General features: G+C 52.2%; 19 protein-coding genes. 6 read left to right on the top strand and 13 right to left on the bottom strand.

Annotation, left to right across the window (positions count from 1 at the left end; genetic code table 11):
* Nucleotides 1-56 precede the first annotated feature (56 nt).
* Together cdaA and F5984_RS20395 are read left to right on the top strand one after the other, a co-directional pair.
* Nucleotides 57-878: a diadenylate cyclase CdaA gene (gene cdaA / locus F5984_RS20400; RefSeq protein ID WP_152126057.1), complete on the top strand. Its 822-nt coding sequence runs from the start codon at nucleotides 57-59 to the stop codon at nucleotides 876-878.
* A 54-nt stretch (nucleotides 879-932) separates the two neighbouring features.
* Nucleotides 933-1,697, top strand: a complete 765-nt coding sequence (locus F5984_RS20395) for a hypothetical protein (RefSeq protein ID WP_152126056.1) — start codon at nucleotides 933-935, stop codon at nucleotides 1,695-1,697.
* A gap of 38 nt (nucleotides 1,698-1,735) precedes the next feature.
* Here the strand turns inward: F5984_RS20395 and F5984_RS20390 are convergent, their stop codons facing one another.
* From F5984_RS20390 to F5984_RS20380, 4 genes are all read right to left on the bottom strand, one after another.
* A complete protein-coding gene (locus F5984_RS20390) occupies nucleotides 1,736-2,143 on the bottom strand; it encodes a DUF4332 domain-containing protein (RefSeq protein ID WP_152126055.1) in 408 nt (135 codons plus the stop codon).
* 64 nt (nucleotides 2,144-2,207) lie between these two features.
* Nucleotides 2,208-2,384: a hypothetical protein gene (locus F5984_RS26600; RefSeq protein WP_185155591.1), complete on the bottom strand. Its 177-nt coding sequence runs from the start codon at nucleotides 2,382-2,384 to the stop codon at nucleotides 2,208-2,210.
* 543 nt (nucleotides 2,385-2,927) lie between these two features.
* Nucleotides 2,928-3,908, bottom strand: a complete 981-nt coding sequence (locus F5984_RS20385; RefSeq protein WP_019987177.1) for a UDP-glucuronic acid decarboxylase family protein — start codon at nucleotides 3,906-3,908, stop codon at nucleotides 2,928-2,930.
* An 83-nt stretch (nucleotides 3,909-3,991) separates the two neighbouring features.
* The gene (locus F5984_RS20380; RefSeq protein ID WP_152126054.1) at nucleotides 3,992-5,308 is read right to left on the bottom strand and encodes a UDP-glucose dehydrogenase family protein; all 1,317 of its coding nucleotides are present in this window, start codon (nucleotides 5,306-5,308) and stop codon (nucleotides 3,992-3,994) included.
* A gap of 373 nt (nucleotides 5,309-5,681) precedes the next feature.
* Between F5984_RS20380 and F5984_RS20375 the strand changes: the two genes are divergently transcribed.
* A complete protein-coding gene (locus F5984_RS20375; RefSeq protein ID WP_152126053.1) occupies nucleotides 5,682-6,845 on the top strand; it encodes an acyl-CoA dehydrogenase family protein in 1,164 nt (387 codons plus the stop codon).
* A gap of 211 nt (nucleotides 6,846-7,056) precedes the next feature.
* Here F5984_RS20375 and F5984_RS20370 read toward each other — a convergent pair whose 3' ends face one another.
* Nucleotides 7,057-8,091, bottom strand: coding sequence for an acyl-CoA reductase (locus F5984_RS20370; protein WP_152126052.1), 1,035 nt, complete (start codon nucleotides 8,089-8,091; stop codon nucleotides 7,057-7,059).
* A 178-nt stretch (nucleotides 8,092-8,269) separates the two neighbouring features.
* Between F5984_RS20370 and F5984_RS20365 the strand changes: the two genes are divergently transcribed.
* From F5984_RS20365 to F5984_RS20355, 3 genes are all read left to right on the top strand, one after another.
* Nucleotides 8,270-8,620, top strand: a complete 351-nt coding sequence (locus F5984_RS20365; RefSeq protein ID WP_019987173.1) for a 4Fe-4S dicluster domain-containing protein — start codon at nucleotides 8,270-8,272, stop codon at nucleotides 8,618-8,620.
* Between the two features lie 292 nt (nucleotides 8,621-8,912).
* Entirely contained in the window at nucleotides 8,913-10,097 is a 1,185-nt protein-coding gene (locus F5984_RS20360; protein WP_152126051.1) for a porin, read from the top strand.
* A gap of 27 nt (nucleotides 10,098-10,124) precedes the next feature.
* The gene (locus tag F5984_RS20355) at nucleotides 10,125-11,459 is read left to right on the top strand and encodes an ammonium transporter (RefSeq protein ID WP_152126050.1); all 1,335 of its coding nucleotides are present in this window, start codon (nucleotides 10,125-10,127) and stop codon (nucleotides 11,457-11,459) included.
* Nucleotides 11,460-11,548: 89 nt separating this feature from the next.
* Here the strand turns inward: F5984_RS20355 and F5984_RS20350 are convergent, their stop codons facing one another.
* The 8 genes from F5984_RS20350 to mtaB all read right to left on the bottom strand — a co-directional run bounded on the left by F5984_RS20350 (nucleotide 11,549) and on the right by mtaB (nucleotide 22,149).
* Nucleotides 11,549-12,859, bottom strand: coding sequence for a sensor histidine kinase (locus F5984_RS20350; protein WP_152126049.1), 1,311 nt, complete (start codon nucleotides 12,857-12,859; stop codon nucleotides 11,549-11,551).
* Nucleotides 12,860-12,923: 64 nt separating this feature from the next.
* A complete protein-coding gene (locus tag F5984_RS20345; protein WP_152126048.1) occupies nucleotides 12,924-14,297 on the bottom strand; it encodes a sigma-54-dependent transcriptional regulator in 1,374 nt (457 codons plus the stop codon).
* Between the two features lie 206 nt (nucleotides 14,298-14,503).
* Complete coding sequence (locus F5984_RS20340) at nucleotides 14,504-15,667, bottom strand: ABC transporter permease (protein ID WP_152126047.1); 1,164 nt, start codon at nucleotides 15,665-15,667, stop codon at nucleotides 14,504-14,506.
* Between the two features lie 4 nt (nucleotides 15,668-15,671).
* Nucleotides 15,672-16,919: an ABC transporter permease gene (locus F5984_RS20335; protein ID WP_152126046.1), complete on the bottom strand. Its 1,248-nt coding sequence runs from the start codon at nucleotides 16,917-16,919 to the stop codon at nucleotides 15,672-15,674.
* Nucleotides 16,920-17,008: 89 nt separating this feature from the next.
* A complete protein-coding gene (locus F5984_RS20330) occupies nucleotides 17,009-17,701 on the bottom strand; it encodes an ABC transporter ATP-binding protein (protein ID WP_152126045.1) in 693 nt (230 codons plus the stop codon).
* Between the two features lie 109 nt (nucleotides 17,702-17,810).
* On the bottom strand, nucleotides 17,811-19,286 hold the full coding sequence (locus tag F5984_RS20325; protein ID WP_152126044.1) for a TolC family protein: 1,476 nt from the start codon (nucleotides 19,284-19,286) through the stop codon (nucleotides 17,811-17,813).
* A 33-nt stretch (nucleotides 19,287-19,319) separates the two neighbouring features.
* Nucleotides 19,320-20,573, bottom strand: coding sequence for an efflux RND transporter periplasmic adaptor subunit (locus F5984_RS20320; RefSeq protein ID WP_152126043.1), 1,254 nt, complete (start codon nucleotides 20,571-20,573; stop codon nucleotides 19,320-19,322).
* A 220-nt stretch (nucleotides 20,574-20,793) separates the two neighbouring features.
* The gene (gene mtaB, locus F5984_RS20315; RefSeq protein ID WP_152126042.1) at nucleotides 20,794-22,149 is read right to left on the bottom strand and encodes a tRNA (N(6)-L-threonylcarbamoyladenosine(37)-C(2))-methylthiotransferase MtaB; all 1,356 of its coding nucleotides are present in this window, start codon (nucleotides 22,147-22,149) and stop codon (nucleotides 20,794-20,796) included.
* Between the last annotated feature and the right edge of the window lie 49 nt (nucleotides 22,150-22,198).

Below are 22,198 nucleotides of genomic sequence, written 5' to 3'. Positions count from 1 at the left end.
TCTCGAAGTAACCGGCCCTGGCATTACCTTCATTCCCAAACCTGAACCGTTACATCATGTTTTTACTTCGTCTTGGCTTCTTAGAAATTGGCTGGCTCGACATCCTCGATGTGGCGCTGGTGGCCGTCTTGCTGTATCAGATCTATAACCTCGTCCGGGGAAGCATTGCCAGCCGGGTGTTTGTGGGTTATCTGCTGGTCTATCTTGTTTATCTGGTTGTTAAGGCCCTGCGGCTTAACCTGCTGACTACCATTCTGGAGTATTTTATCAGCGTGGGGGCGTTGGCCTTGATTATCATTTTTCAGCACGAAATACGGCGGTTTCTGTTGCTTATCGGTAAATCGACCAATGCCGTCAACAACCGGTTTATCCGGCGTTGGCTCCTCCGCCAAACCGTGGCCGACGAACCGGTACTTTTGCTGAAACCTATTCTGGACGCGACCAAAGTGCTGGCCGATGAGTTTTCGGGCGGCCTGATCGTTGTGCAGAAAAACGACGATCTGGAAAAATATGCCCAATCGGGTGAGCCAATCAATGCCGACTTATCCAAAGCCCTGCTGTTGGCTATTTTTGGGCAGTACAGCCCCCTGCACGATGGTGCCGTGATCCTGTCAGGTGGTCGCATTCGGGCGGCCCGTTGTATTTTGCCCGTCTCCGATGATGCCGATATTCCGGCGGCACTGGGTTTCCGGCACCGGGCGGGTATTGGTATGAGCGAGGCTACCGACGCGGCTGTGATTGTTATTTCGGAGGAAACCGGTCGTATTTCGCTCGCTACAGATGGCGAGATGGCCCTAAATCTGAATATCTCGGAGCTGGAAAATCGCTTACAGGTCTATTTGAAACAGCCGAGCAACCGGCCGGTACGCTCAGTATAACTAACCTTTTGGAGGGAGCAGCGTTTCAGAGGAAATCAACAGACCGATTTACCTATGAAATGCCTCCCATTCTGGAAAGGGATTATGCTATCAGCAGCCCTGAGTTTTACCTACCTGAATAGTCACGCGCAAGCTTTTTTAGACATTGAAGGGGGCCTGGTGACGGGCACGCGATACAATAAAGTGCGGATACTGAACCAGGGTGGAACACTGTTTAACCTGGCCGAAGACCTGCGCGTGCAGCCGCAGTTGTTTTACCGGTTGCGGGCGGGCATAACTCTGGGCGGGCGACATACGATTACGGCGCTTTATGCACCTCTGACTGTGCGCTACGAGGGGGCGTTCCCCCGCGATGTGAACTACAATAATGTCATTTTTCCGTCGGGGCAGCCGATCACAGCCGATTACACGTTCAATTCGTACCGCCTGACCTACCGGTATCATGTCATCGACCGGCCTCGTTTCGATCTGGGGCTGGGCCTAACCGCCAAGATTCGGGATGCGAACATCGCCCTCCGAACAGAGAACGGCGCACTGGAAACAAACTACGATAATGTTGGTTTTGTGCCCCTGATTAACTTCTGGCTCCAATATAAGCCGACCGACCGATTGAGTGTGTTGCTGGAAGGCGATGCGCTGGGGGCGAAACAGGGTCGTGCCGAAGACGTTTTTCTGGGGCTAACGTATGGGCTCACCCAAAATCTCCGGCTCAAAGGCGGTTACCGGGTGGTTGAAGGAGGGGCCGATGTGAGCGATGTGTACAATATGAACTGGATCAATTACGCGTCGGTAGGGGTGGTGATTGGTCGCTGGAAGTAGCAAAAAGAGCGACCCGGTTTAGGCCGGGTCGCTTATGGTTAATATTCGAGAGTAGCTGGCAGTGATTTCGCCTGATTAATAAAATCGGCGACCTGATCGAGAGAAGGGGGACGTTGAGTCAGCTGGCGTTTAGAATTAATTTCGATCAGCTTAGCGTGCAAATTGGCCGGAACGCGCTGGGCGAGTTCTTTCACCGTATCTACGCCGGCCTCTTCCATCAAGTCGCTGTACACACGGCCAATTCCTTTCACGCGGGCGAGGTCTGCCCGGTTGGCAATGTCGAGGATCATGGTTGCATCAACACCGATCGTTTTACTCAAGTCTTTACGGCCTTCGGGCGTTTTGGCTACCTCTAAAAGCTCTTCGCTCGTTCCAAGTCCCTGGGCTTTTAACAGATTCAGTACGGCATCGGTAATGCCTTTTAGTTCGCCTAAATTTACGCTCATAGCTTCAAAAGTTTGGGGTGATAAATAACGAAAACTGACGTATCGGTTTCATTTAAGTTACAAACTAACGCAACTGAAACTTTCTACGGATATCATTAAGCAAAAATTTTTTTTGAGCGGTGAAGCTCTCCGGATGAATTTGCTCAAATAACTGCTTCCACTCTTCGTAGATCTCAGGCTCTTGCTGACGAAAGAAAACGGCGTTTATATTCTTCTGAGCAAGATAATCGTCAAATTCCATACGTTTTCCAGTCGGTTTTTTGTCCATTTTTTCTGCCATATTCCATCACTAAAACTGGCAAACGGGTTTGAGTAATTTTACCAAACGGGTTTAAAAAAATAATATCCAATTTATAACTTTTTGTCATTCTTATATATCATATAAGTTAACAGGAGGCTACAAAGAAGATATCACTATCCCTGTTTGAGTGAGTTAGTGAAGGTAGCATGAATTGTCGATCAGAGGAGGTCTTCGCTTATCGTCCGGTTGAACCAGAAGCGTTAATTGAGGAGGTTAAAGGTAACCAAAAAAGAGGAGCGTTCGATAGATGACGTGTAATCGAAGCAAATATTGGTGATAATCGGCCAATGTCAGGTGAAATATCGGGTCAAACTATGGCCTATATGTATAGTTTTGGCTTGAAAAAACCGGTTAACCATGCTGAATAAAAAAACCTGTACGCTTGAAGCACACAGGTTTTTGTCAGACAGCTAAAGGTGTTATGCGTGTTGCATACACACTCCCAAAGTTACGTAAATTTCGGTGGCTATCAGAAAGTTTGCTTTATTTTTTAGAGAATTCGCGGTGGTAAGCAGCCTTGTATAATTCCTCTTCCGGCAGGTTTTTGAAGTAGGCGTATGTGATAGCCAAACCCTCTGCCCGCGATACTTTCGGCTCCCAGCCGAGCAGTTCCTTTGCCCGGGTAATATCGGGTCGGCGCTGTTTTGGATCATCGGCCGGTAATGGCTTAAAGACCAGCTTTTGTGAGGTGCCAGTCAGCTTGATGATCTCTTCACCAAACTCTTTAATGGTAATTTCGGCTGGGTTCCCCACGTTGACTGGGTACGCGTAGTCGCTCAGCAGCAGCCGATAGATACCCTCAACCAGGTCATCAACGTAGCAGAACGAACGTGTCTGGCTACCGTCGCCAAAAACAGTCAGATCTTCGCCACGCAGTGCCTGCCCAATAAATGCTGGTAGTACCCGACCGTCGTTTAGGCGCATACGGGGGCCGTAGGTGTTGAAAATACGAACAATGCGGGTTTCGAGGCCGTGGTACGTATGGTACGCCATCGTCATGGCCTCCTGGAACCGCTTGGCTTCGTCGTACACACCACGAGGCCCTACCGGGTTTACATTACCCCAGTAATCTTCGTTTTGTGGATGCACGTGCGGATCACCGTACACTTCCGAGGTCGACGCAATCAGAACCCGCGCATTTTTTACCCGAGCCAGACCCAGGCAATTGTGAATACCCAACGAGCCTACTTTCAGCGTCTGAATCGGAATTTTTAGGTAGTCGATCGGGCTGGCCGGTGAGGCAAAATGCAGGATGTAGTCAAGCTCACCCGGAACATGGATAAACTTCGATACATCGTGATGGTAAAACTCGAAGTTAGGCAGGTGGAACAGGTGCTCGATGTTCCGAATATCGCCTGTAATCAGATTGTCCATCGCGATGACGTGGTAGCCTTCTTTGATGAACCGGTCGCACAGGTGCGAACCTAAGAATCCGGCTCCGCCGGTGATAAGTACTCGCTTCATAGGGGGGTGAATGTACAATGAAAAATAGAGAATGGATAATGTTGGCTACGATTTCACCCGCATTATCCATTCTGAATCAATCATTAGTCATTTTTTACGGTTTCACGGCCAATTGAATAATACGTGTAGCCCATCTCCTTCATCTGATCGAGCTCGTACACATTCCGACCATCGAAAATGACTTTGTTTTTGAGCAACAGGTTCATTTTATCGAAATCAGGTGTACGGAACAGTGGCCATTCGGTCATAATCACGAGAGCGTCGGCGTCGTCGAGAGCAGCGTATGAGGTGTGTGCGTAGGTAATCTGATTGCCCAGAATGTTCCGAACGTTGTCCATCGCTTCGGGGTCGTAAGCCGTGATTTTAGCGCCTTCTGCCAGCAGAGCCCGAATGTTTTCCAGGGCTGGTGCTTCGCGGATATCATCGGTGTAGGGCTTAAACGCCAATCCCCAGATCGCGATGGTTTTGCCTTTCAGGTCGCCCCCAAAATACGCTTTGATAAGTGGGAGCAGTTTGCTTTTCTGGCTGGCGTTCACATCCATAACCGACTTCAGAATTCTGAAATCGTAGTCGTGATCCTGCGCGGTTTTAGCCAGAGCCTGTACGTCTTTCGGGAAACAGCTACCGCCGTACCCAATCCCGGCAAACAAAAACCGCTTTCCGATCCGGCTATCAGTGCCAATACCCCGACGAATATCGTCGACGTTGGCACCGGCCAGTTCGCACAGGTTGGCGATCTCGTTCATGAACGTGATTTTGGTGGCCAGAAACGCATTGGCTGCGTATTTGGTCATCTCTGCTGAGCGCTCATCCATGAAAATAACGGGGTTACCTTGCCGCACCAGAGGGGCATACAACCGATTCATCACCGATTTTGCCTTGTCAGATTTGGTCCCGATTACCACCCGGTCGGGCTTCATGAAGTCTTCAACTGCAACGCCCTCCCGCAAAAATTCGGGGTTCGATACCACGTCAAAGTCTACCTGCGCGTTTTTGGCGATAGCCGCGTGTACTTTTTCAGCCGTTCCGACCGGAACTGTGCTTTTATCTACGATAACGGCATATTGTGACAGAATCGGCCCGAGGTCATCGGCAACTTTCAGAATATACTTCAGATCGGCCGAGCCGTCTTCGCCCGGAGGGGTAGGCAAGGCCAGAAAAATCACCTCGGCCCCTTTGATACCATCTACCAGGCTGGTTGTAAACTTAAGCCGACCTTCTTCTACGTTCCGGTAGAACAGAATATCGAGACCTGGCTCAAAAATTGGGATAATCCCGTTATTCAGTTTTTCAACTTTACGCTCGTCAATATCAACGCACGTTACCTGATTTCCGGTTTCGGCAAAACAAGTCCCCGTGACAAGTCCAACGTAACCAGTGCCAACGACTGCAATTTTCATATAAATAGTTTAATGAAGGATTCGGTTGTATAAAGGTTATTGCATTTTTTTAATACAGTGCCCTTCGCCTGCAAAAATAGGGCTTTTCGGATAATGCGCCCTAAAAGGTTTTAGCCGACGGCTTTTTACCCAAAGTTGGTATCTATTTCTATACAAATGAAGAAACCTTCAAATTGGTCACAAACTACCTTTTGTTGCCCAAATGGGGCCTTTTCTGCCCTGCACAAGCGCTCGCGTACGACCCCGAATATTCTTAGTAAATGGTAACTGACCGGGCGTGTGACCAGTAAATAACATCCCGTCGAAGTGTCGCGTTATAGCTGTAGATTTAAGCATTACACACTTCATCTTTTGATACGTTACACGCTTATTTATGGTTACTGAAATTGCAGAAAACAAAGGTGCTGCTGAGGCAGAAGTTGCCGAACTCGTTACACAGTCTGTTCGAGATTTTGCCCGGCAATACGTTCGGCCCCATGTGATGGAATGGGACGAGACGCAGCATTTTCCGGCGGATGTATTTCATCGGCTCGGCGAACTGGGTATTATGGGGATGCTCGTTCCCGAACAGTACGGCGGGGCGGGTCTGAATTACCGGGCGTACGTGTCGGCCATTGTCGAGCTATCAAAGGTATGTGGGGCGGTTGGGTTATCGATGGCGGCTCATAATTCATTGTGTACCAATCATATCCTCTTATTCGGAGACGAAGAGCAAAAGCAGAGGTATTTGCCCCGGCTGGCGTCGGGTGAGTGGATTGGGGCCTGGGGACTGACGGAGCCCAATACGGGGTCCGACGCGGGCAATATGCGGACCACCGCCGTGCGCGACGGGGACGATTGGGTCCTGAACGGCTCTAAAAACTTTATTACTCACGGCCGAAGCGGTCAGGTGGCCGTTGTGATTGCCCGCACAGGCGAGCCCAACACACCACATAATGCAACGGCCTTTGTGGTAGAGCGTGGCACGCCCGGTTTTGCCGGTGGCAAGAAAGAAAATAAGCTGGGCATGCGGGCTTCCGAAACGGCCGAGATGATTTTTGATAACTGCCGGATCTCTGACAGTCAACGATTGGGCGCTGTGGGGGATGGGTTTGTGCAGTCACTTAAAGTGCTCGACGGAGGGCGGATCTCCATTGCGGCCCTGAGCCTCGGCATTGCGTACGGTGCGTACGAAGCGGCCCTGCAATACGCTAAAGAGCGGCAGCAATTTGGGCAGCCCATTGCGAATTTTCAGGCCATTGGGTTCAAATTGGCCGATTTGTACACGCAGATTGAAGCGGCCCGCTTGCTAACCTATCAGGCGGCTGACCTGAAAGACGCCCGCAAAAACACGACGTTGGAATCGGCAATTGCCAAACTCCATGCCTCCGAAACGGCAGTGCATGTTGCTAACGAAGCCGTTCAGATTTTTGGGGGCTACGGTTATATCAAAGACTTTCCGGTCGAGAAGTTCTACCGGGATGCCAAGCTATGTACCATTGGCGAAGGAACGAGCGAAATCCAAAAACTGGTGATTTCGCGGCAGTTACTGCGGTAAAGGCTACGTGAATGTACAATGAATAATGTATAATGGCGCAATCTGTTGATTGTTAGTTTGTTAACTGTCTATTTTACATTATCCATTCGATTCTGTCTTAGTACGTAAGCATATTGAGTTACACAAAGGAGCACCGAGTTATGCAGCGGTTTTGAACCATGCTGATACTCGGTGCTCCTTTATGTTTGAATCTGAAAGAAGGCTTCTGGCTCTACAGTTTGGCCAGAAAGGCCATCGTGTCGATACCGTCAGCATAGTCGGTCAGGGTGGGGTGCTGGGTTTGCCCAAATAGAACGCTGCCGGGGTATGCACCATCCGCCGAGGCTACCACCTGAATCTTATCGGCCTGCTTAGCAAGCAGGGCGGCTGCGTCGTCGGCATCGCGGTACGTTTGGTAATACACAACCGAAATCGGTGAAACCAGACCTTCCTGTTGCGTCAGTAACAGAAATCCATTGTCGAAGTGGGGTACCCCATTGACCAGGTAAATCGACTTGTTGTAATCGTAATTGTTCACCCACTTGCTCAGGTTCCGGTAGGTCGGCGCCAGGGGGTCAAGGGTTTGCAGCAACGGAACAAAGTCGTAAGGGGCACCCTGATTGCTCTCGGGAATGAGCAGGGTAGAGACGTTTCGACACCCTAACCCGAAGTATGTCAGGATATCATCGCCGAGCTTAGCAAACTCGTCGGGTCCTTCATTACCTGTCAAGAGACCTACCGACGTCCGGTTGCGCCGGATAATGTGAGGGCGCTTGCCAAAGTAGTACTCAAAGTAGCGGGCCGTATTGTCGCTACCGGTAGCGATGAACGCATCGGCGGCATTGAGACGCTCAGCAATCGTAATCCGTTCGGTAAAGGCGGGATTAATCTCCGTGATTTTTTGTATTAAATATTGAATTAATACAAAATCTTGGCTACTTGTTTTGGCAAGCAGTTTGTGCCCACTAATTAGAACGCACAGAAGATCGTGAAAACCAACTGCCGGAATATTACCGGCCATTGCTACGCCAATGGTTTTGGGTTCGGCAGGTTCCGGGTTGTATTGAGCCACCCAGTTTGTCAACGACTCAGCCGTGAGCATATCGTTGGCGATAGCGTTCAGTGCCTTGTGGTTGTTTTCGGGTGTAAACCAGTTGTTATAAAAGTTAGCACGGTGGCAAATCTGTTCGCGCTCAGCCGTTGATTCGTCGGAGCGGAGGTATTCGCCTAAGGCAATAAACGTATGGAGTCGTTCGGATTGTTGCATGGTCAGAAAACCGGGGCAAAAAAGGACCAATACTTTACGGGTTACCGGGAAGTGCGTAAAGTGGGTGTAGTGTTTCAACCCACAAATCTAAATATTAGTTTGGCCCCAAACTTTAAATAGTTATATTTGTTGTTCAATTACAAGATGCCATTTTTTACGATATAAACTTGCATTGCTTATGGCAATCATGATCACCGACGAGTGCATCAACTGCGGTGCCTGCGAACCAGAGTGCCCAAACACGGCCATCTACGAAGGGGGTGTAGAGTGGACCTGGGGCGGTGGAACAGAACTTACAGAGGTTGATTTTGGCGATGGAACCGTGGTTAGCGGCAAAGCTCCGCAGTCGCCTGTTTCCAACGAGTTTTACTATATAGTTTCGGATAAGTGTACGGAGTGCGTTGGTTTCCACGAGGAGCCTCAGTGCGCAGCCGTGTGCCCGGTTGATTGTTGTGTACCCGATCCTGAGCACGAAGAAGATCAGGATACGCTGCTCGCTAAAAAAGCCTGGCTGCACGCCGAAGCGTAAATCGCATTAATTCTCTTTTTCCAAGAGCCGACCCATGCAGGGTCGGCTTTTTTTGTGCCTTTGCGAAATAAGAAACAGAAATAGGTAGGTTTTAAAATAAAGAATTTTCTAAAAAATTTAGTTAAAAATAGGATTATTAGGTTCAGTATTATGGTGCAAATTATAAAATAATGCAAAAAATGGCTAAATATAGGTTTTAGTAAAAGTCGTCTATTGACTGAATAAATTTTTGTAATAACCTTTGCAGTGTTCAATTATAGTTGGCAAAACCACTTATTACCCAAAGGAAATTATGAAAAAAGAATTTTTACTTTTATCTGCTCTGGTTTTGTCTGCTGGTGTGTATGCAGGTGATCCTGTTTCTTCACCAAATGCAGACGATGATAGCAAGGGAAAATTTACTTTTTCCGGGTATATCGACTCGTATTACATAGCTAACCTCAATAAGCCTGCTTCACGCAGCAACCTGGGAGCAGCTGGTACGGCTCGGGTTTTTGATCAGCGCTCTGGACAGTTTTCGCTTGGGTTAATTCAAACCAAGATTGGCTACAGCACGGCTAAATCGGATGTGGTGGTTGACCTGACCTTCGGGCCTAATGCCGATTTGGGTAACTACGGAAACCTGATTGGTCCTTTGGGTCCCGGTGGTAGCTCGATTGCTATTAAGCAGGCGTATTTTAACTGGAAAGCGACCGATAAGCTGACGTTTACGGTAGGTCAGTTTGGTACCCACATCGGGTATGAGGTAATCGACGCCCCGGTCAACTATAATTACTCGTTATCGAACCTCTTTAATAACGGTCCCTTCTACCACGTCGGTGCCAAAGCAACCTACGCTTTCTCTGACAAAAGCTCCCTGATGTTGGGTGTGGTGAATAACGTCGACGCCCTCAATGACAACAACCGGAAGAAAGGCCTGATCGGGCAGTTTTTTGTATCGCCGGCCTCGGGTTGGAACATCTACCTCAACGGTATCTATAGCAATGAGGCAACTCCCGACTCGCTCGGTGTAACCCCCGAAGCCAGCTACGGCGTTGTCGATCTGGCAACAACCTACCAGATCACCGAGAAATTCTTTGTTGGCCTTAATGCGGCTATGGGCTCCCAGAAAGGAGATTACCAGGGATACACATTTGCCGACGGTAAGAAATCGTGGGGTGGCGTAGCGCTCTACAGCAACTACGCGCTGACGAGCAACTTCGGAATCGGGGCCCGCTACGAATACTTCGACAATACGGCGGGTGTGCGCGGCCTGCGCAACCGGCTGGGCGACGGCACAAGCGTAAACTCGATCACGTTTACGGGCAACATCACGGTGGCCGATGGGCATCTGCTCATCAAACCCGAAGTGCGGGTAGACAGCTACGCTAAACCTGCCAGCAGCGCCGAAGGAAACCTCCAGTTTGAAGACAGTAAAGGCAATTTCACCAAGAGTTCGCAGACCACGGTGGGTATGGCCTTCATCTACAAGTTCTAAGTACAACAAAAACCTAAAATTTCAGCTATGCAAAAGCCTAACTACATCCCACTTGCCGTACTGCTGGTTTTAGCAGTGATTGCCATCCTTCCCCAGTTTATGGGCGTACCGACACAGATCGTAACCGAAGGGCTCAACACCGGCGATATGGCCTGGATGCTTATTGCCACGGCGCTTGTGCTTCTGATGACCCCCGGTCTGGCGTATTTCTACGGCGGTATGGTCAACAACAAAAACGTGATCTCGACCATGCTCCAGAGCTTCATTGCAATGGGTGTGATTTCGGTTCTGTGGGTAGTTTGCGGGTTCAGTCTGGCGTTCGGTGAGTCGATCGGTGGGTTCATTGGTAACCCGGCTACGTTTTTCATGTTCAACGGCGTAGTTGATGGAAAGCCCTGGTCATTGGCTTCTACCATTCCCCTGGTGCTCTTCGCCTTTTTTCAGTTGAAGTTTGCCGTTATCACGCCTGCTCTCGTGACGGGTTCAATGGCTGAGCGCATCAACTTCCGGTCGTACGTTCTGTTTATGGTCTTGTTCTGCATTTTCGTGTACGCTCCGCTGGCGCACTGGACGTGGCACCCCGATGGGTTCTTGTTCAAGCGTGGGGTTCTCGACTTTGCGGGTGGTACCGTCGTACACATGTCGGCAGGTTGGGCAGCTCTGGCAGGAGCCTTGTACCTGAAGCGTCGGCGGGCACACGTTGAGGCCAATATTGCCCCACCGGCCAACATTCCGTTTGTGTTGCTCGGAACAGGTCTGCTGTGGTTTGGCTGGTTCGGTTTCAACGCCGGTTCGGCCGTAGGAGCCTCGTCTCTGTCAGCTATTGCACTGGCTACGACCCACACCGCTGCGGCTGCGGCCGGTTTGGCCTGGGTACTGTTCGATGCCGCCAAGGGTAAGAAAGTATCGGCGCTCGGATTCTGTATCGGTGCTGTGGTAGGTCTGGTTGCCATTACCCCGGCGGCTGGTTTCGTAACGGTTCCATCAGCAATTTTCATCGGTACCATTGCGGCCATTACGAGTAACTTCCTCGCTCACCTGCGCACCAAATCGACTCTTGACGATACCCTTGATGTATTCCCCTGCCATGGTGTAGGCGGTATGGTTGGTATGCTTATGACGGGTATTTTCGCTTCGAAAGGCATCAATGCAGCTGTAACGGTAGAAGGTCTGGCGTTTGGCGAGACCGGCCTGTTCATTGAGCACCTAATTGCCCTGGTGGTAGTGTCGGCCTTTGCCTTCGGGATGTCGTACCTGGTGCTGAAGGTTACCGATTTGATTCTGCCGCTCCGCGTATCAGAAGAAGACGAGAAAGTGGGTCTGGACGTTAGCCAGCACGATGAGTTCTTGATTGAAGCATAAGGGTTCAGAGACAAACCCACAGGTCATTATCCCTGTGGTTTTGTTGTACTCGGGAAGCCGTTCGCCGTTGGCGGGCGGTTTCTTTTTTGTCAGGGATTTGAGTAGTAAGCGTTGCGCAGTGGGCAAGTAATTCTGAACGCAGTCCAGCCATCGGTCTCGGTGCTCAGCGAGAACGTGAATCCGTGGTTGAGTAAGATTTCACGGGTCAGCGTCAGCCCAATGCCCTGCCCCGTAGGCCGGGTACTGAAAAACGGATTGAACAAATTAGCCGCTACCGACTCGGGAATGGGGTGGCCGTTATTACGCACCGTCAGGTCACTGTCCGAAAGCCTGATGCGTATGGTTTGCCCCGGCTCGCAGGCTTCAATGGCGTTCTTAATCACGTTGACCAGCACCTGCTCCATTTGGCTACTGTCCGCAGGCCAGAATACGGGTTCATCAGGGAGGGTAAGCTGTAGCGCAACGGCCCGGTTGTCGGCCTGAGGTTGCATGAGTCGGCTTACGTTACGTGTGAGCGCAAGCATATCGGTTTGTACGATAACGGGTGTTGGCAGGCGTACCACATCGGCAAACCGACGCATAAATCCGTTGAGCCGGTCGTTGCGCTCGATGGCTACCCGTACGGCTTGCCGTACCTCGGGGTCGGCCACGTCGGGTTCGGCAATGTGTAAAATGCTGTTAATCGCCCCAATGGAGTTGTTTACCTCGTGGGCCATCATCCGAATCACCTTGCCGTAGGCCTTCTTTTCGGTCTCAATGATTTCGGCCGTGAGTTCTTCGATAAACAGAAATTGCCGCCGAAATCCCCGGTCGATAAACTGCCCCCGTAGCACCCGGTACGTTTCGACACCCGCCAGCCGGACCGTTTGGGGCTGATCGGGGGCAAGGGTTTGCAGTTGGGTGAGCAGCGGGTGGGCCACACCCGTTAGTGTACGGCCGAGCAAGGCCGATTCGGGTAGTTTGAGCAACTGCCGGGCCTTGGGGTTTACGGCCGATATACGCTCGTCGAAGTCGAAAATGAGTAGGGCAATCGGGGCAGCTTCGATCAGTTTATCCAGAAAAAACTGTTGCTCGGCCTGCCGGGTGCGTTCCTGCCGCAACTGATCGATCATAAGGTTGTACACCCGGATCAGCGGGTCAATTTCGTCGTTGCCGGTGGCGACAAACTTGACCGTAAAATCTTTGTCGCGGATGGCTTCAATACCCGACGCGATAAAATCGGACGGTTTCCGAAAGGAGCGGTACAGCCCGATGGCCACAATCACCGAAAGCCCGATCAGGATCTCGGATGCGATAAATAGGGGTTTGTTTTTCTCCAGAATCTGGAACGTAAGGCCCACCAGTACGGCATGAACCGTGAGGATGTAAAGCAGGTATCGGGTCTGGAACGTGAAGCGCATGGTTGTGTTGTCGCAAGGCGAGCGAAGACCTCCAAAAGCCCCGTAGCCGTTGCAAAGGGTGAAGTTACTCCTCGCTTTGGTAATCGATACCGTATTTTTCCAGCCTTCGGTACAGGGCGAACCGCGTAATGCCCAAAGCGCGGGCTACATTGGCAATTCGGTTGTGATGATAAGCCATGGCGCGCTCAATCATTTGCCGTTCCATTTGGTCGAGAGTCATGGTGCCTACGGCGGGCAACTGCGTCGTGGATGCCGATGTAGCCGGGCGGGTAGCGAGGTGTTTCTCAAAGTCGGCAATGGTCAACAGATCGGAAGGGGCCAACAGCACGGCCCGCTCCACTACGTTTTTTAGTTGCCGGATGTTGCCCGGTAATGAAAGCCCCCGGAGCCAGAGTTGAGCCTCTTTGCTGACCTGCAAATTGGGCCGTCCGTACAGCGTTTTGAGGTTATTGATAAAGAAATTGGCCAGCCGGGGAATGTCGGCCGGGCGTTCGCGGAGGGCGGGCAGCCGCACCGTAATCAGGTTGATTCGGTAATACAGGTCTTCCCGAAAATCGCCCTGTGCGACCATTTCTTCCAGGTTGCGGTTTGTGGCGCAGATCACCCGCACGTCTACCGTCCGGCTTTTGCTGCTGCCCAGCGGCTCGAAAGTGCGGTCTTGCAACACCCGTAACAATTTCACCTGCGAGGCCGGGTCGAGGTCGCCGATTTCGTCCAGAAAAATACTGCCCTTGTGCGCCAGTTCGAAGCGGCCTACCCGGTCGGTTTTGGCGTCGGTGAAGGCACCCCGAACGTGGCCAAACAATTCGCTTTCAAACAACGTACTCGATATACCTCCCAGATTGACCTTCACAAAGGGTTGCCGTTTTCGGCGGCTGTTCTGGTGAATAGCCTCGGCAATCAACTCTTTGCCGGTGCCGCTTTCGCCCGTGATGAGCACCGGCGCATCGGTCGGGGCAATGCGGCCAATGGTGGTCAGTACGTCGAGTAGGTTAGGGTCTTCGCCCACGATGTTGTCGAACTGAAACTGCTCGTTCAGTTGCCGTCGGTTGGCCGAGAGGGGTTCGCCAGCAGCCAGCTTGAGGGCCGTCCGTACCGACCCAATCAGGTGGCTATTTTGCCAGGGCTTGGTGATGAAATCGTGCGCGCCGGCTTTCATGCCTTGCACCGCCAGGTCGATGCTGCCCCAGCCCGTAATCAGGATAACGGGTACGTTGGGTAGCCGCTCGCGGAGGTATCGCAGCAACCGCAGACCATCTTCGCCGGAGGTCTCAACCGAAAAGTTCATGTCGAGCAGAATGGCCTCCGGCGTTTCTGTATCCAGAATATCGCGGGTTTCAAACGGCCCGTCGGCGGTACGCACGGTAAACCCCTCTTTCCGAAACAGCAGAGAGAGCGACGTCTGAATGGCGCTATCGTCGTCGATGATTAAGATCATTCACATTGAGCAGTAATGATTAACGAACAGTGAACAACGAACAATGAACAGGTAACAGTGAACAATAAGCAGTTATCTCAGTACTGGACATTAGACGTTAGACCTCCTTACAGAATGGTAGTAAGTCTAACGTCTAATGTCTGAAGTCTGAATGTCCAGTACTGAAAGCAGTTATCCCACTGTTCACTGTTGGTTGTTCGTTGTTTTTATTCTTCGTGTAGGGCTACGGCCGGTTGTACGGTAGCCGCCTGCCGACTCGGATACACGGCGCAGAGCGTAACAATCGCGTACACCACCACGACTGAAATCAGAATGGCTTTCAGATACACACCCGTGTCGAGATCAAATACGTTCATGAGCGGAAACTGCCCGGCCAATATCAGCCCCAGTACTACGGCAAAAGTAGCAAGTACCCACATTTCGCCCACGAAATGCCATGAAATGCTCGATTCAGTGGCTCCCAGTGCCCGGCGGAGGCCAATTTCGCCCCGGCGCCTGGCGATGCTCACGTTCAGAATGCCAAACAAGCCCAGTGCTACGTTGATGAGCAAAAAGCCGCAGATAATCAGGAAGATTGTTACGGGTACGAGGGCCAGATTGTGTTGGTTCTGCCGGGAGTCAGTGAGGTACGTAACTTCGGCGCCCCACTCCGGTGCCATCGACGTAATATCTTTGACGAGTTTGGCCTCAAATACGGCATCGGTACCCGGCTTTACCCGGATAAGCACGGTTTTGTCCCAGGGCGCGTTTTCGTTGAGTTGCTCAAAAATAGTCGGTTTGTCACCTTGAAACTCGCCTTTCGATTTAAACGTCTCCACCACACCCATCACTTTGTATTGTCCGTCTCCGCTTGTGATGACCTTGCCCAGTGGGTCTTCGTTGCCAAATAGTTCGTCTTTGGCCAACTGATTGATCACTACGGGCCGAAACTTGCCTATGCTGTCGGCAGGGGTGTACCAGCGCCCGGCCGTTAGGGGCATCTGGAGTGTTTTGGCAAAGTCGCCATCCGCGACAAATAAATAGGCCATAGCGGTGGCTTTATCGTGCGTCGCGTTATTGTTCATTGTACTGGCCGAAAAAGGGTAGTTCGAGCTCATGCGTGAGGCCGATTCAACCTCCGCGTAGCTGCGTATGCGTTGCATGATTGTTTGCATCTTGGCCGTCACGGCTACCGTGTCCTGGTTGTTACGCAGGTCGATAGCCCACACGTTTTCGTAGGTGAAACCAAGCGGCTGGTTGTAGTTTGAAACATTGAAAACAATCAGCGACGACAGGCCGAACAAGACCAGAAACGACGCCCAAATCTCAATGATGAGCAGCGTATGGGCTTTTTTCTTGTTCCAGATAAGTTTAAAAAGGTGGCGTATCATGGGTTTAGGCTTTTAAGGCGTCGGCAATATTGAGTTTCGACATGCGCAGAGCCGGGAGCACGCCCGACAGAAATCCGAAGAGCAAACAGACCAGTACACTGATCAGAAACACGCTCAGGTTAATAGTCAGGTCGGCGTGGGCAATCCAGCCGCTTTGATTGATGAGCTGGATGATGCCGAAACTGAGCACCAGGGCAATGGCTCCGCCGATAAACGTGATAAAGATGTTTTCGATGATAAACTGCCAGAGCAGCGTGCGTACCGGTGCACCAAAGGCTTTCCGAATCCCGATTTCGGAGGCTCGCTCCAGAATCCGGCTGATGTTTACATTAACCAGATTGATGGCCGGCAACCCAATGAGCATGAATAGGATAAAGCTGATTACGCCAATCAGGGCTGCCTTCAGGCCCGGCCCGCCGTCGAGAATGATACTCAGAAAGTTATTGACGTAGGTCTCACTTTTTACATTGATGTTGGCGTATTTGAAGTCGCCATCCACGCCCGGCACGGGCAATCGCCGGATTCGCTCCTGAAACTCGGCCTGAATGGCGGGCAGGTCACTCTTGTGTTTGGCCAGAACAATGGCATTGTACTGCCCATTCATACTTTCGCGTTGGTAATTGCTCTTGGGGGCCGTGTACGGAAAATACACATCGGCATGGGTAAATAGCCGGGTGATGGGGCTACCTGTTACCACCCCGATGACCCGGTAGCGGGTATTTTCAACGTCGATGTCTTTCCCCACGGCCGACTCCTCCGCGTTGGGAAAGTACTGCTCCTTAAAATCTTCGGTGATAACGGCTACGCGCTCACCACTGCTGATGGTCTGCTCATTGTAGGGCTTGCCTTCCAGAAACGTGAACTGGTTGACCCGCCAGAACTCAGCGTCGGTGTAGGAGGTGTTGAGCTTGATCTTGCGTGTGCCCACGTAAGCGTTCGATGCGTTGAAAAACGAAAAGATGGTAGCCCGTTCCGGGGTTTTGAGGGGTCGCACGTGCTCGGTCAGAAACCGGAACGACATGGGGCTCGTTTGCCGCGAGTTACGACTCGAATCGCTCCGAATCATAATCTGAATATAGAGCGACCGGTCGCGGTTGACTTCGGGGTAGTGGCTCCCAAACAGGTGGTCGAGAAACGAGGTCAGAACCATGAGCACCGTCAGGGTCAGGCTGATGCCAAACAGCGTAATGAAGGTGTAGAACGGATGCCTCAGCAACACCTTCCAGGCGATTTTGATGTAGTTCAGTAGCATTGTCGTAAGAATGAATGCGTAATGATAAATGGGTAATGGTGGGTAGAGCAGGTGAGTTAGTCGCTGGGAGGACGATTACACATTATACATTACGCATTACTCATTAAAACAGAGTCTCCAACCATGGCTCCGTCGAACAACCGGACTAGCCGATGGGTCTTTTTGGCCATTGTTTCGTCGTGGGTAACCATCACAATGGTGGCCCCGTCGGCATTGAGTTGCTGCAAAATCGACATGATCTCGTTGCCCATTGCGCTGTCGAGGTTTCCGGTGGGTTCGTCGGCCAGGATGATAGACGGTTGGCCCACGATGGCCCGCGCAATAGCGACCCGCTGTTTTTGCCCACCCGAAAGCTGGTTCGGGAAATGGTTCATTCGGTTGCTCAGACCTACCTTTTCGAGGGCTTCGCGCGCCAGTTGCCGACGCGACGGCCCCGATGCGTCGCCCTTCCTGTAAAGCAGGGGGATCTCTACGTTATCGAGCACCGAGAGGTCGTTTATCAGGTGGAAACTCTGAAAAATGAACCCAATTTTCTGGTTCCGAAGGCGGGCCAATTCTTTGTCGCGGTACTGCGTAACGGTTTCTCCGCCAATCTCGACCCGGCCCGCGCTGGGAGCGTCGAGCAGGCCCATGAGGTTGAGTAGCGTCGACTTACCGCACCCGCTGGGGCCCATGATTGAGACAAATTCACCCGTCCGGATGTGCAGGTTAATGTTGTTCAGGGCCAGCGTTTCGATGGTGCTGGTCCGGTACACTTTTTCGATGTTCTGGAGATTAATCATACTTGTTGGGGGAAAGGAGAATGGATTAAAGGGGGGAAAAGAGGAAAGGAAGAAGGAAGGTAAGCGGTAAGAAATTCTTTGTCTTTTTCTTTCTTCCTCCCTTCTCCTTTCATTCCTTTTTCCCTTCTATTTTCTGGTTTCGTTCAAAATCATACAAGGTGAGCAGCCGGAGTGTGTAGTACGACTGCCAATAATCGCGGAGGGCCAAAATGGCATCCCGACGGGCGCGGTCTTTGTCCTGAATGGCAATACCGAGGTCGGTTACGGTCAGGTCGCTGAGTTTAAACCGTTCCTGCGCAATCTGGTAGCGATTTTGCGCAATCTGGTCGGCTTCGGCAGTCAGTTTTACCTGCTGGCGTAGCATGTCGAGCAGGGTTACCTGCGTGTACAACTGCTGCTCGAAGGTTCGTTTGGCCTGTTCTACGGTCTGAATGGTCAGTTGGCCGTTGGCTTCGGCGGTTTCGGTGCGGGCTTTGGCCCGGCCCCACGTCATAATGGGCATCGTAAATCGAATCTCAACAAACTGCCGATCTTGCGGACGCTGGTACACATCGACGGGTCGGGCGCCCCGGTTGGTAAGGCCAAAATCAGCGTTCAACACCGCATTCAGGCCGTTTTCTTTCCGGGCTTTTTCAATGTCTCGCTCGGCTTCGAGGAGCCGACGCCCAAACGCAATGGCATCCGACCGGTTGGCAAAGGCCTGGTTTAGCGCCTGTTGAATGTCGACCGGAAACGTACTGATCTGTACCGGAATAGCGAGTTCAAACGGCCGCAGTGCCCCGTCGCCCTGAAGATTCAGAAACGCCCGTAGCTTAAGCGAGGCTACCTCGGCCGTTTGCCGGGCCGACGCCAGGTCTTTGCGGGCATTGAGCACGCTCAGCTGAAGTTGCAGCAAATCATTGCGCGAGATTTTACCCAGTTCGAGCTTATGCCCGGCAATGGTCAATAGGGTGTCGTTGTTGGCCCGGTTGGTTTCGGCAATTTGCAGGTTCACCTGTGCCACCAGCAGATCGAAGTAAAGCCCGGTGGCATCGAGCGCAACCTGTTCGAGGGCCTCTACATACTGCCCATTGCTCTCGGCATACCGCAGCGGCTCAATTTTGCGCTCCCACTTCATCGGGTTGAATCGAAACAGGGGCTGACTCAGGCCAATGGCAAACGGAATGCCGTTGTACAGGGTGTTGCGGGCCATGAAGTTGTCGAACCGCTGAAGCTGATGTTGCACATAAATGGCCCCGCCCGTGAGCGGAATATTCTGGCTCAGTTCCAGATTCAGCAGGGAATTGTTGTTCGAAACGGGCTGAAACGCAATGGTTCCGTCGGGTTGCTGCACCTGAATAAACGAGCGGGTAAAGCTCGGCAACGACCCATTGAGGCTGAGTTGTGGTTTGTAATCGGCCAGAAACGAGCGGTATTTCCAGTAATTGGTTTTCTGGAGGGTAGCCGCCTGCCGGGCCGCAATAGATTGCTCGCGGGCCATCTGAACCACCTCTTCGAGCGTCAGTCGCAACGGTTGCGCCGTGGTCCAGGCCATGCTAAGCAGTAACAGCCAAACTGTCAGCCAATATCTATTTTGTGCGTTCATGAATGGGTTAATTCGGGTCTAAATGGCTTCGGTTCACTCGTTCACAATCGTGAGCTGCTCCACGTGTTCATACTCGCTCATGTCGGTCAGGATTACCCGTTCGCCGGGTTGTAGCCCGGTTTTGATTTCGACCCAGTCGAAGTTGGTCAGCCCAATTTCGACCTCGCGCCGGTGGGCAATGTTGTCAGTGCCCAGCACAAACACAAACTGCTTCCGTTTGCCTTTAAAGGCAGGGCCGTTGGCTACCCGAATGGCCTGCGGGCTGCGGCTCGTGACCACAAACACCTCGACTTTCTGGTTGGGCCGGAGCGACGCGTGCCGGTTGTCGTCCAGGGCCACGGCAAACTTCACCGTGCCGTTTTGTACCGACGGCTTGATCTGGGTAATCAGGCCCCGTAAGTCTACCCCGTTGATCCGCACAATCACGGGCAGGCCCGTTCGGAGCTGGTCGGCGTAGGTATCTGAGCAGGAAGCCTCGACCCGGAAACTGCCTAAATCGGCTACTTTTACGAGCATTTCGCCTTCGTTCACGGCCGAACCCACGTTCTCGTTCACCCACGTAAGCACTCCTGCGCGGTCGGCCAGAATTTCAGCCTGCCGCAGCTTTTGGGCCAGTACTTTGAGGTTGGTGCCTTCAATACGGGCCTGTAATTCGGACTCACGCAGGCTCGCACCCATCGACCGGCGGTTGTACGCCAGGTCGTTTTCGAGTTGCTTTTTCTCTAATTGCGCAATGCGGAGGGCGTTTTCGGCACGGGTCACATCTTCGGGGGTTTGGCCACCCACTTTGAGTAACCGCCGGGCATCGTCGACCTCGGCCCGTAGCCGGTTGATGTTCAGGAGTTTGATCTGGTCCGAGATGTCGGCATCGTACAGGTTTTTGTCCAGTTTCATCCGTAACTGTTCAATGCCGTTTTGTTTGAGCGCCAGTTGATCCTGAAGTTTTTCGTACTCGATCTGGGTCAGCGATTTGTCTAATTCCAGAATGGCCTGACCGGGCCGCACCCGCGCACCGGGTGTCAGCAGTACCCGCCGGATACTTGCCCGGATGGGGCTGGTCATGATTTGTTCGTAGGCCGGAATAATTTCGCCGGTAGCGGTGAGGGTGTTCTCCACGGGGCCGGTTTGCGCAACGGCCGTTCGGATGCGGGACGCTTCGACCGAGGTATGCAGCAGGGAGCGGATGCCCACGGCTGCACCGATCAGCCCGACCACAGCCATCAGGCCAATGATCCAGCTTTTACGGCGGGAGCGGGTAATTTGTTCGGGAGCAAGGGCGCGGTCCATACAGTGTCTGGTTTCGTACTCTGTAGGTGCGAATCATGTGCCATTGGGTAATTAATTGTAAATGAATGGGTTGGGTCGTTTTTTTCTGGTGAACTGAAGTGCGCAAGCGCTCTGTTTGTGCGAAAACGCACACCAGACCTACCCAAATGCAAACAGCCGCCCCGGTGTTGGTCGGGGCGGCTGCGTTTAGATAGGTACAAACCTACTTCGGGGCTTCGAATTAATGGTGAACAAGTACGGCTTCAACATCCTCGACCTCCATATGGCCGTCGGGGTTGACGCCGGTTAGCCTCACGGGCACTACCTCGTTGATCAGTAGCGGGTCGTATTTGGCGGCTACGCGTACGTAGTTTTCGGTAAAACCGTGCATCAGGCCCGACTGCCGGTCGATGTTTTCGGCGTCTTCTTCAAACAAGACCGTACACTGCCGCCCAACCTGACTATCGTAAAAGGCCCGGCGTTTTTTGTCCGACAGAATATGCAGCATCTTCGACCGATCGGCGCGCACGTTGCCCGGCACCACCGGCCGGATACTCAGGGCGTGTGTGTTGGGCCGCTCGGAATACGTAAACACGTGGAGGTACGAGATAGGCAACTCGTTCAGAAACGTGTAGGTTTCGCGGAAAAGCTCGTCGGTTTCGCCGGGATGCCCCACAATCACATCGACCCCGATGCAGGCATGGGGCAGCAGTTCCTTTATTTTGGCAACCCGTTCGGCGTACAGCTCGCGTTTGTACCGACGGCGCATCAGGCCCAGCATTTTGTTGGAGCCCGATTGCAGCGGCACGTGAAAATGGGGTACAAACCGCTTTGATTGGGCGACAAACTCGATAATTTCGTCGGTGAGCAGGTTGGGCTCAATGCTCGAAATGCGGAATCGCTCAATCCCTTCAACTTCGTCCAGGGCTTTTACCAGATCAAAAAATGTTTCCTGCCGTTCGCCGTTGACGAGGCCAAAGTCGCCGATGTTTACGCCCGTCAGCACAATTTCCTTTACGGCTGCGGCTCCCTGTCCGCGCCCGGCAATGTCGTGGGCGGCCCGCACCACATTAGCCACCGTGTCGGAGCGGCTTTTGCCCCGCGCGAGCGGAATGGTGCAGTAGGAGCAGGGGTAATCGCACCCGTCCTGCACCTTCAGAAACGTGCGGGTACGGTCGTTGAGCGAATACGACGCGTGGTAATCCAGCACTTCCTCAATGTTGGAATTGAATACCCGTGCTTGTCCGGTGGGGGCCTTTTCAAACGAATCGATCAGCTCATGAAGCCGGAATTTCTCGGCTGCGCCCAGCACCGCATCAACACCCGGAATGGTGGCAATCTCCTGCGGTTTCAGCTGCGCATAACACCCCAGAATAGCCACGTAGCCATCAGGATTGATTTTTTGCGCTTCCCGCACAATTTTCCGGCATTTCTTGTCGGCATTGTCGGTCACCGAGCAGGTGTTGATGATGAATATGTCGGGCTGCTGATTAAACTCCACCCGTTGGTAGCCCTGCCCTTCGAGCAACCGCCCGATAGTCGACGTTTCGGAGAAGTTTAGCTTACAGCCGAGTGTATAAAAGGCAACTTTTTTCATGATTTCCGGCCGATTGGCTTGCAAAAGTACAAAAAAACGTCGGATTGGC

The sequence above is a fragment of the Rudanella paleaurantiibacter genome (genome assembly GCF_009184635.1).
GTDB classification, from domain to species: domain Bacteria; phylum Bacteroidota; class Bacteroidia; order Cytophagales; family Spirosomataceae; genus Rudanella; species Rudanella paleaurantiibacter.
Note: the sequence above shows the minus strand (reverse complement) of the source record. Positions and strands in the feature narration are given on the sequence as shown.

What these genes read in the sequence shown, in the direction of transcription:
- cdaA (WP_152126057.1), top strand. Translation starts at nt 57, where the DNA reads ATGTTTTTACTTCGTCTTGGCTTCTTAGAAATTGGCTGGCTCGACATC.
- F5984_RS20395 (WP_152126056.1), top strand. Translation starts at nt 933, where the DNA reads ATGAAATGCCTCCCATTCTGGAAAGGGATTATGCTATCAGCAGCCCTG.
- F5984_RS20390 (WP_152126055.1), bottom strand. Translation starts at nt 2,143, where the DNA reads ATGAGCGTAAATTTAGGCGAACTAAAAGGCATTACCGATGCCGTACTG.
- F5984_RS26600 (WP_185155591.1), bottom strand. Translation starts at nt 2,384, where the DNA reads ATGGAATTTGACGATTATCTTGCTCAGAAGAATATAAACGCCGTTTTC.
- F5984_RS20385 (WP_019987177.1), bottom strand. Translation starts at nt 3,908, where the DNA reads ATGAAGCGAGTACTTATCACCGGCGGAGCCGGATTCTTAGGTTCGCAC.
- F5984_RS20380 (WP_152126054.1), bottom strand. Translation starts at nt 5,308, where the DNA reads ATGAAAATTGCAGTCGTTGGCACTGGTTACGTTGGACTTGTCACGGGG.
- F5984_RS20375 (WP_152126053.1), top strand. Translation starts at nt 5,682, where the DNA reads ATGGTTACTGAAATTGCAGAAAACAAAGGTGCTGCTGAGGCAGAAGTT.
- F5984_RS20370 (WP_152126052.1), bottom strand. Translation starts at nt 8,091, where the DNA reads ATGCAACAATCCGAACGACTCCATACGTTTATTGCCTTAGGCGAATAC.
- F5984_RS20365 (WP_019987173.1), top strand. Translation starts at nt 8,270, where the DNA reads ATGGCAATCATGATCACCGACGAGTGCATCAACTGCGGTGCCTGCGAA.
- F5984_RS20360 (WP_152126051.1), top strand. Translation starts at nt 8,913, where the DNA reads ATGAAAAAAGAATTTTTACTTTTATCTGCTCTGGTTTTGTCTGCTGGT.
- F5984_RS20355 (WP_152126050.1), top strand. Translation starts at nt 10,125, where the DNA reads ATGCAAAAGCCTAACTACATCCCACTTGCCGTACTGCTGGTTTTAGCA.
- F5984_RS20350 (WP_152126049.1), bottom strand. Translation starts at nt 12,859, where the DNA reads ATGCGCTTCACGTTCCAGACCCGATACCTGCTTTACATCCTCACGGTT.
- F5984_RS20345 (WP_152126048.1), bottom strand. Translation starts at nt 14,297, where the DNA reads ATGATCTTAATCATCGACGACGATAGCGCCATTCAGACGTCGCTCTCT.
- F5984_RS20340 (WP_152126047.1), bottom strand. Translation starts at nt 15,667, where the DNA reads ATGATACGCCACCTTTTTAAACTTATCTGGAACAAGAAAAAAGCCCAT.
- F5984_RS20335 (WP_152126046.1), bottom strand. Translation starts at nt 16,919, where the DNA reads ATGCTACTGAACTACATCAAAATCGCCTGGAAGGTGTTGCTGAGGCAT.
- F5984_RS20330 (WP_152126045.1), bottom strand. Translation starts at nt 17,701, where the DNA reads ATGATTAATCTCCAGAACATCGAAAAAGTGTACCGGACCAGCACCATC.
- F5984_RS20325 (WP_152126044.1), bottom strand. Translation starts at nt 19,286, where the DNA reads ATGAACGCACAAAATAGATATTGGCTGACAGTTTGGCTGTTACTGCTT.
- F5984_RS20320 (WP_152126043.1), bottom strand. Translation starts at nt 20,573, where the DNA reads ATGGACCGCGCCCTTGCTCCCGAACAAATTACCCGCTCCCGCCGTAAA.
- mtaB (WP_152126042.1), bottom strand. Translation starts at nt 22,149, where the DNA reads ATGAAAAAAGTTGCCTTTTATACACTCGGCTGTAAGCTAAACTTCTCC.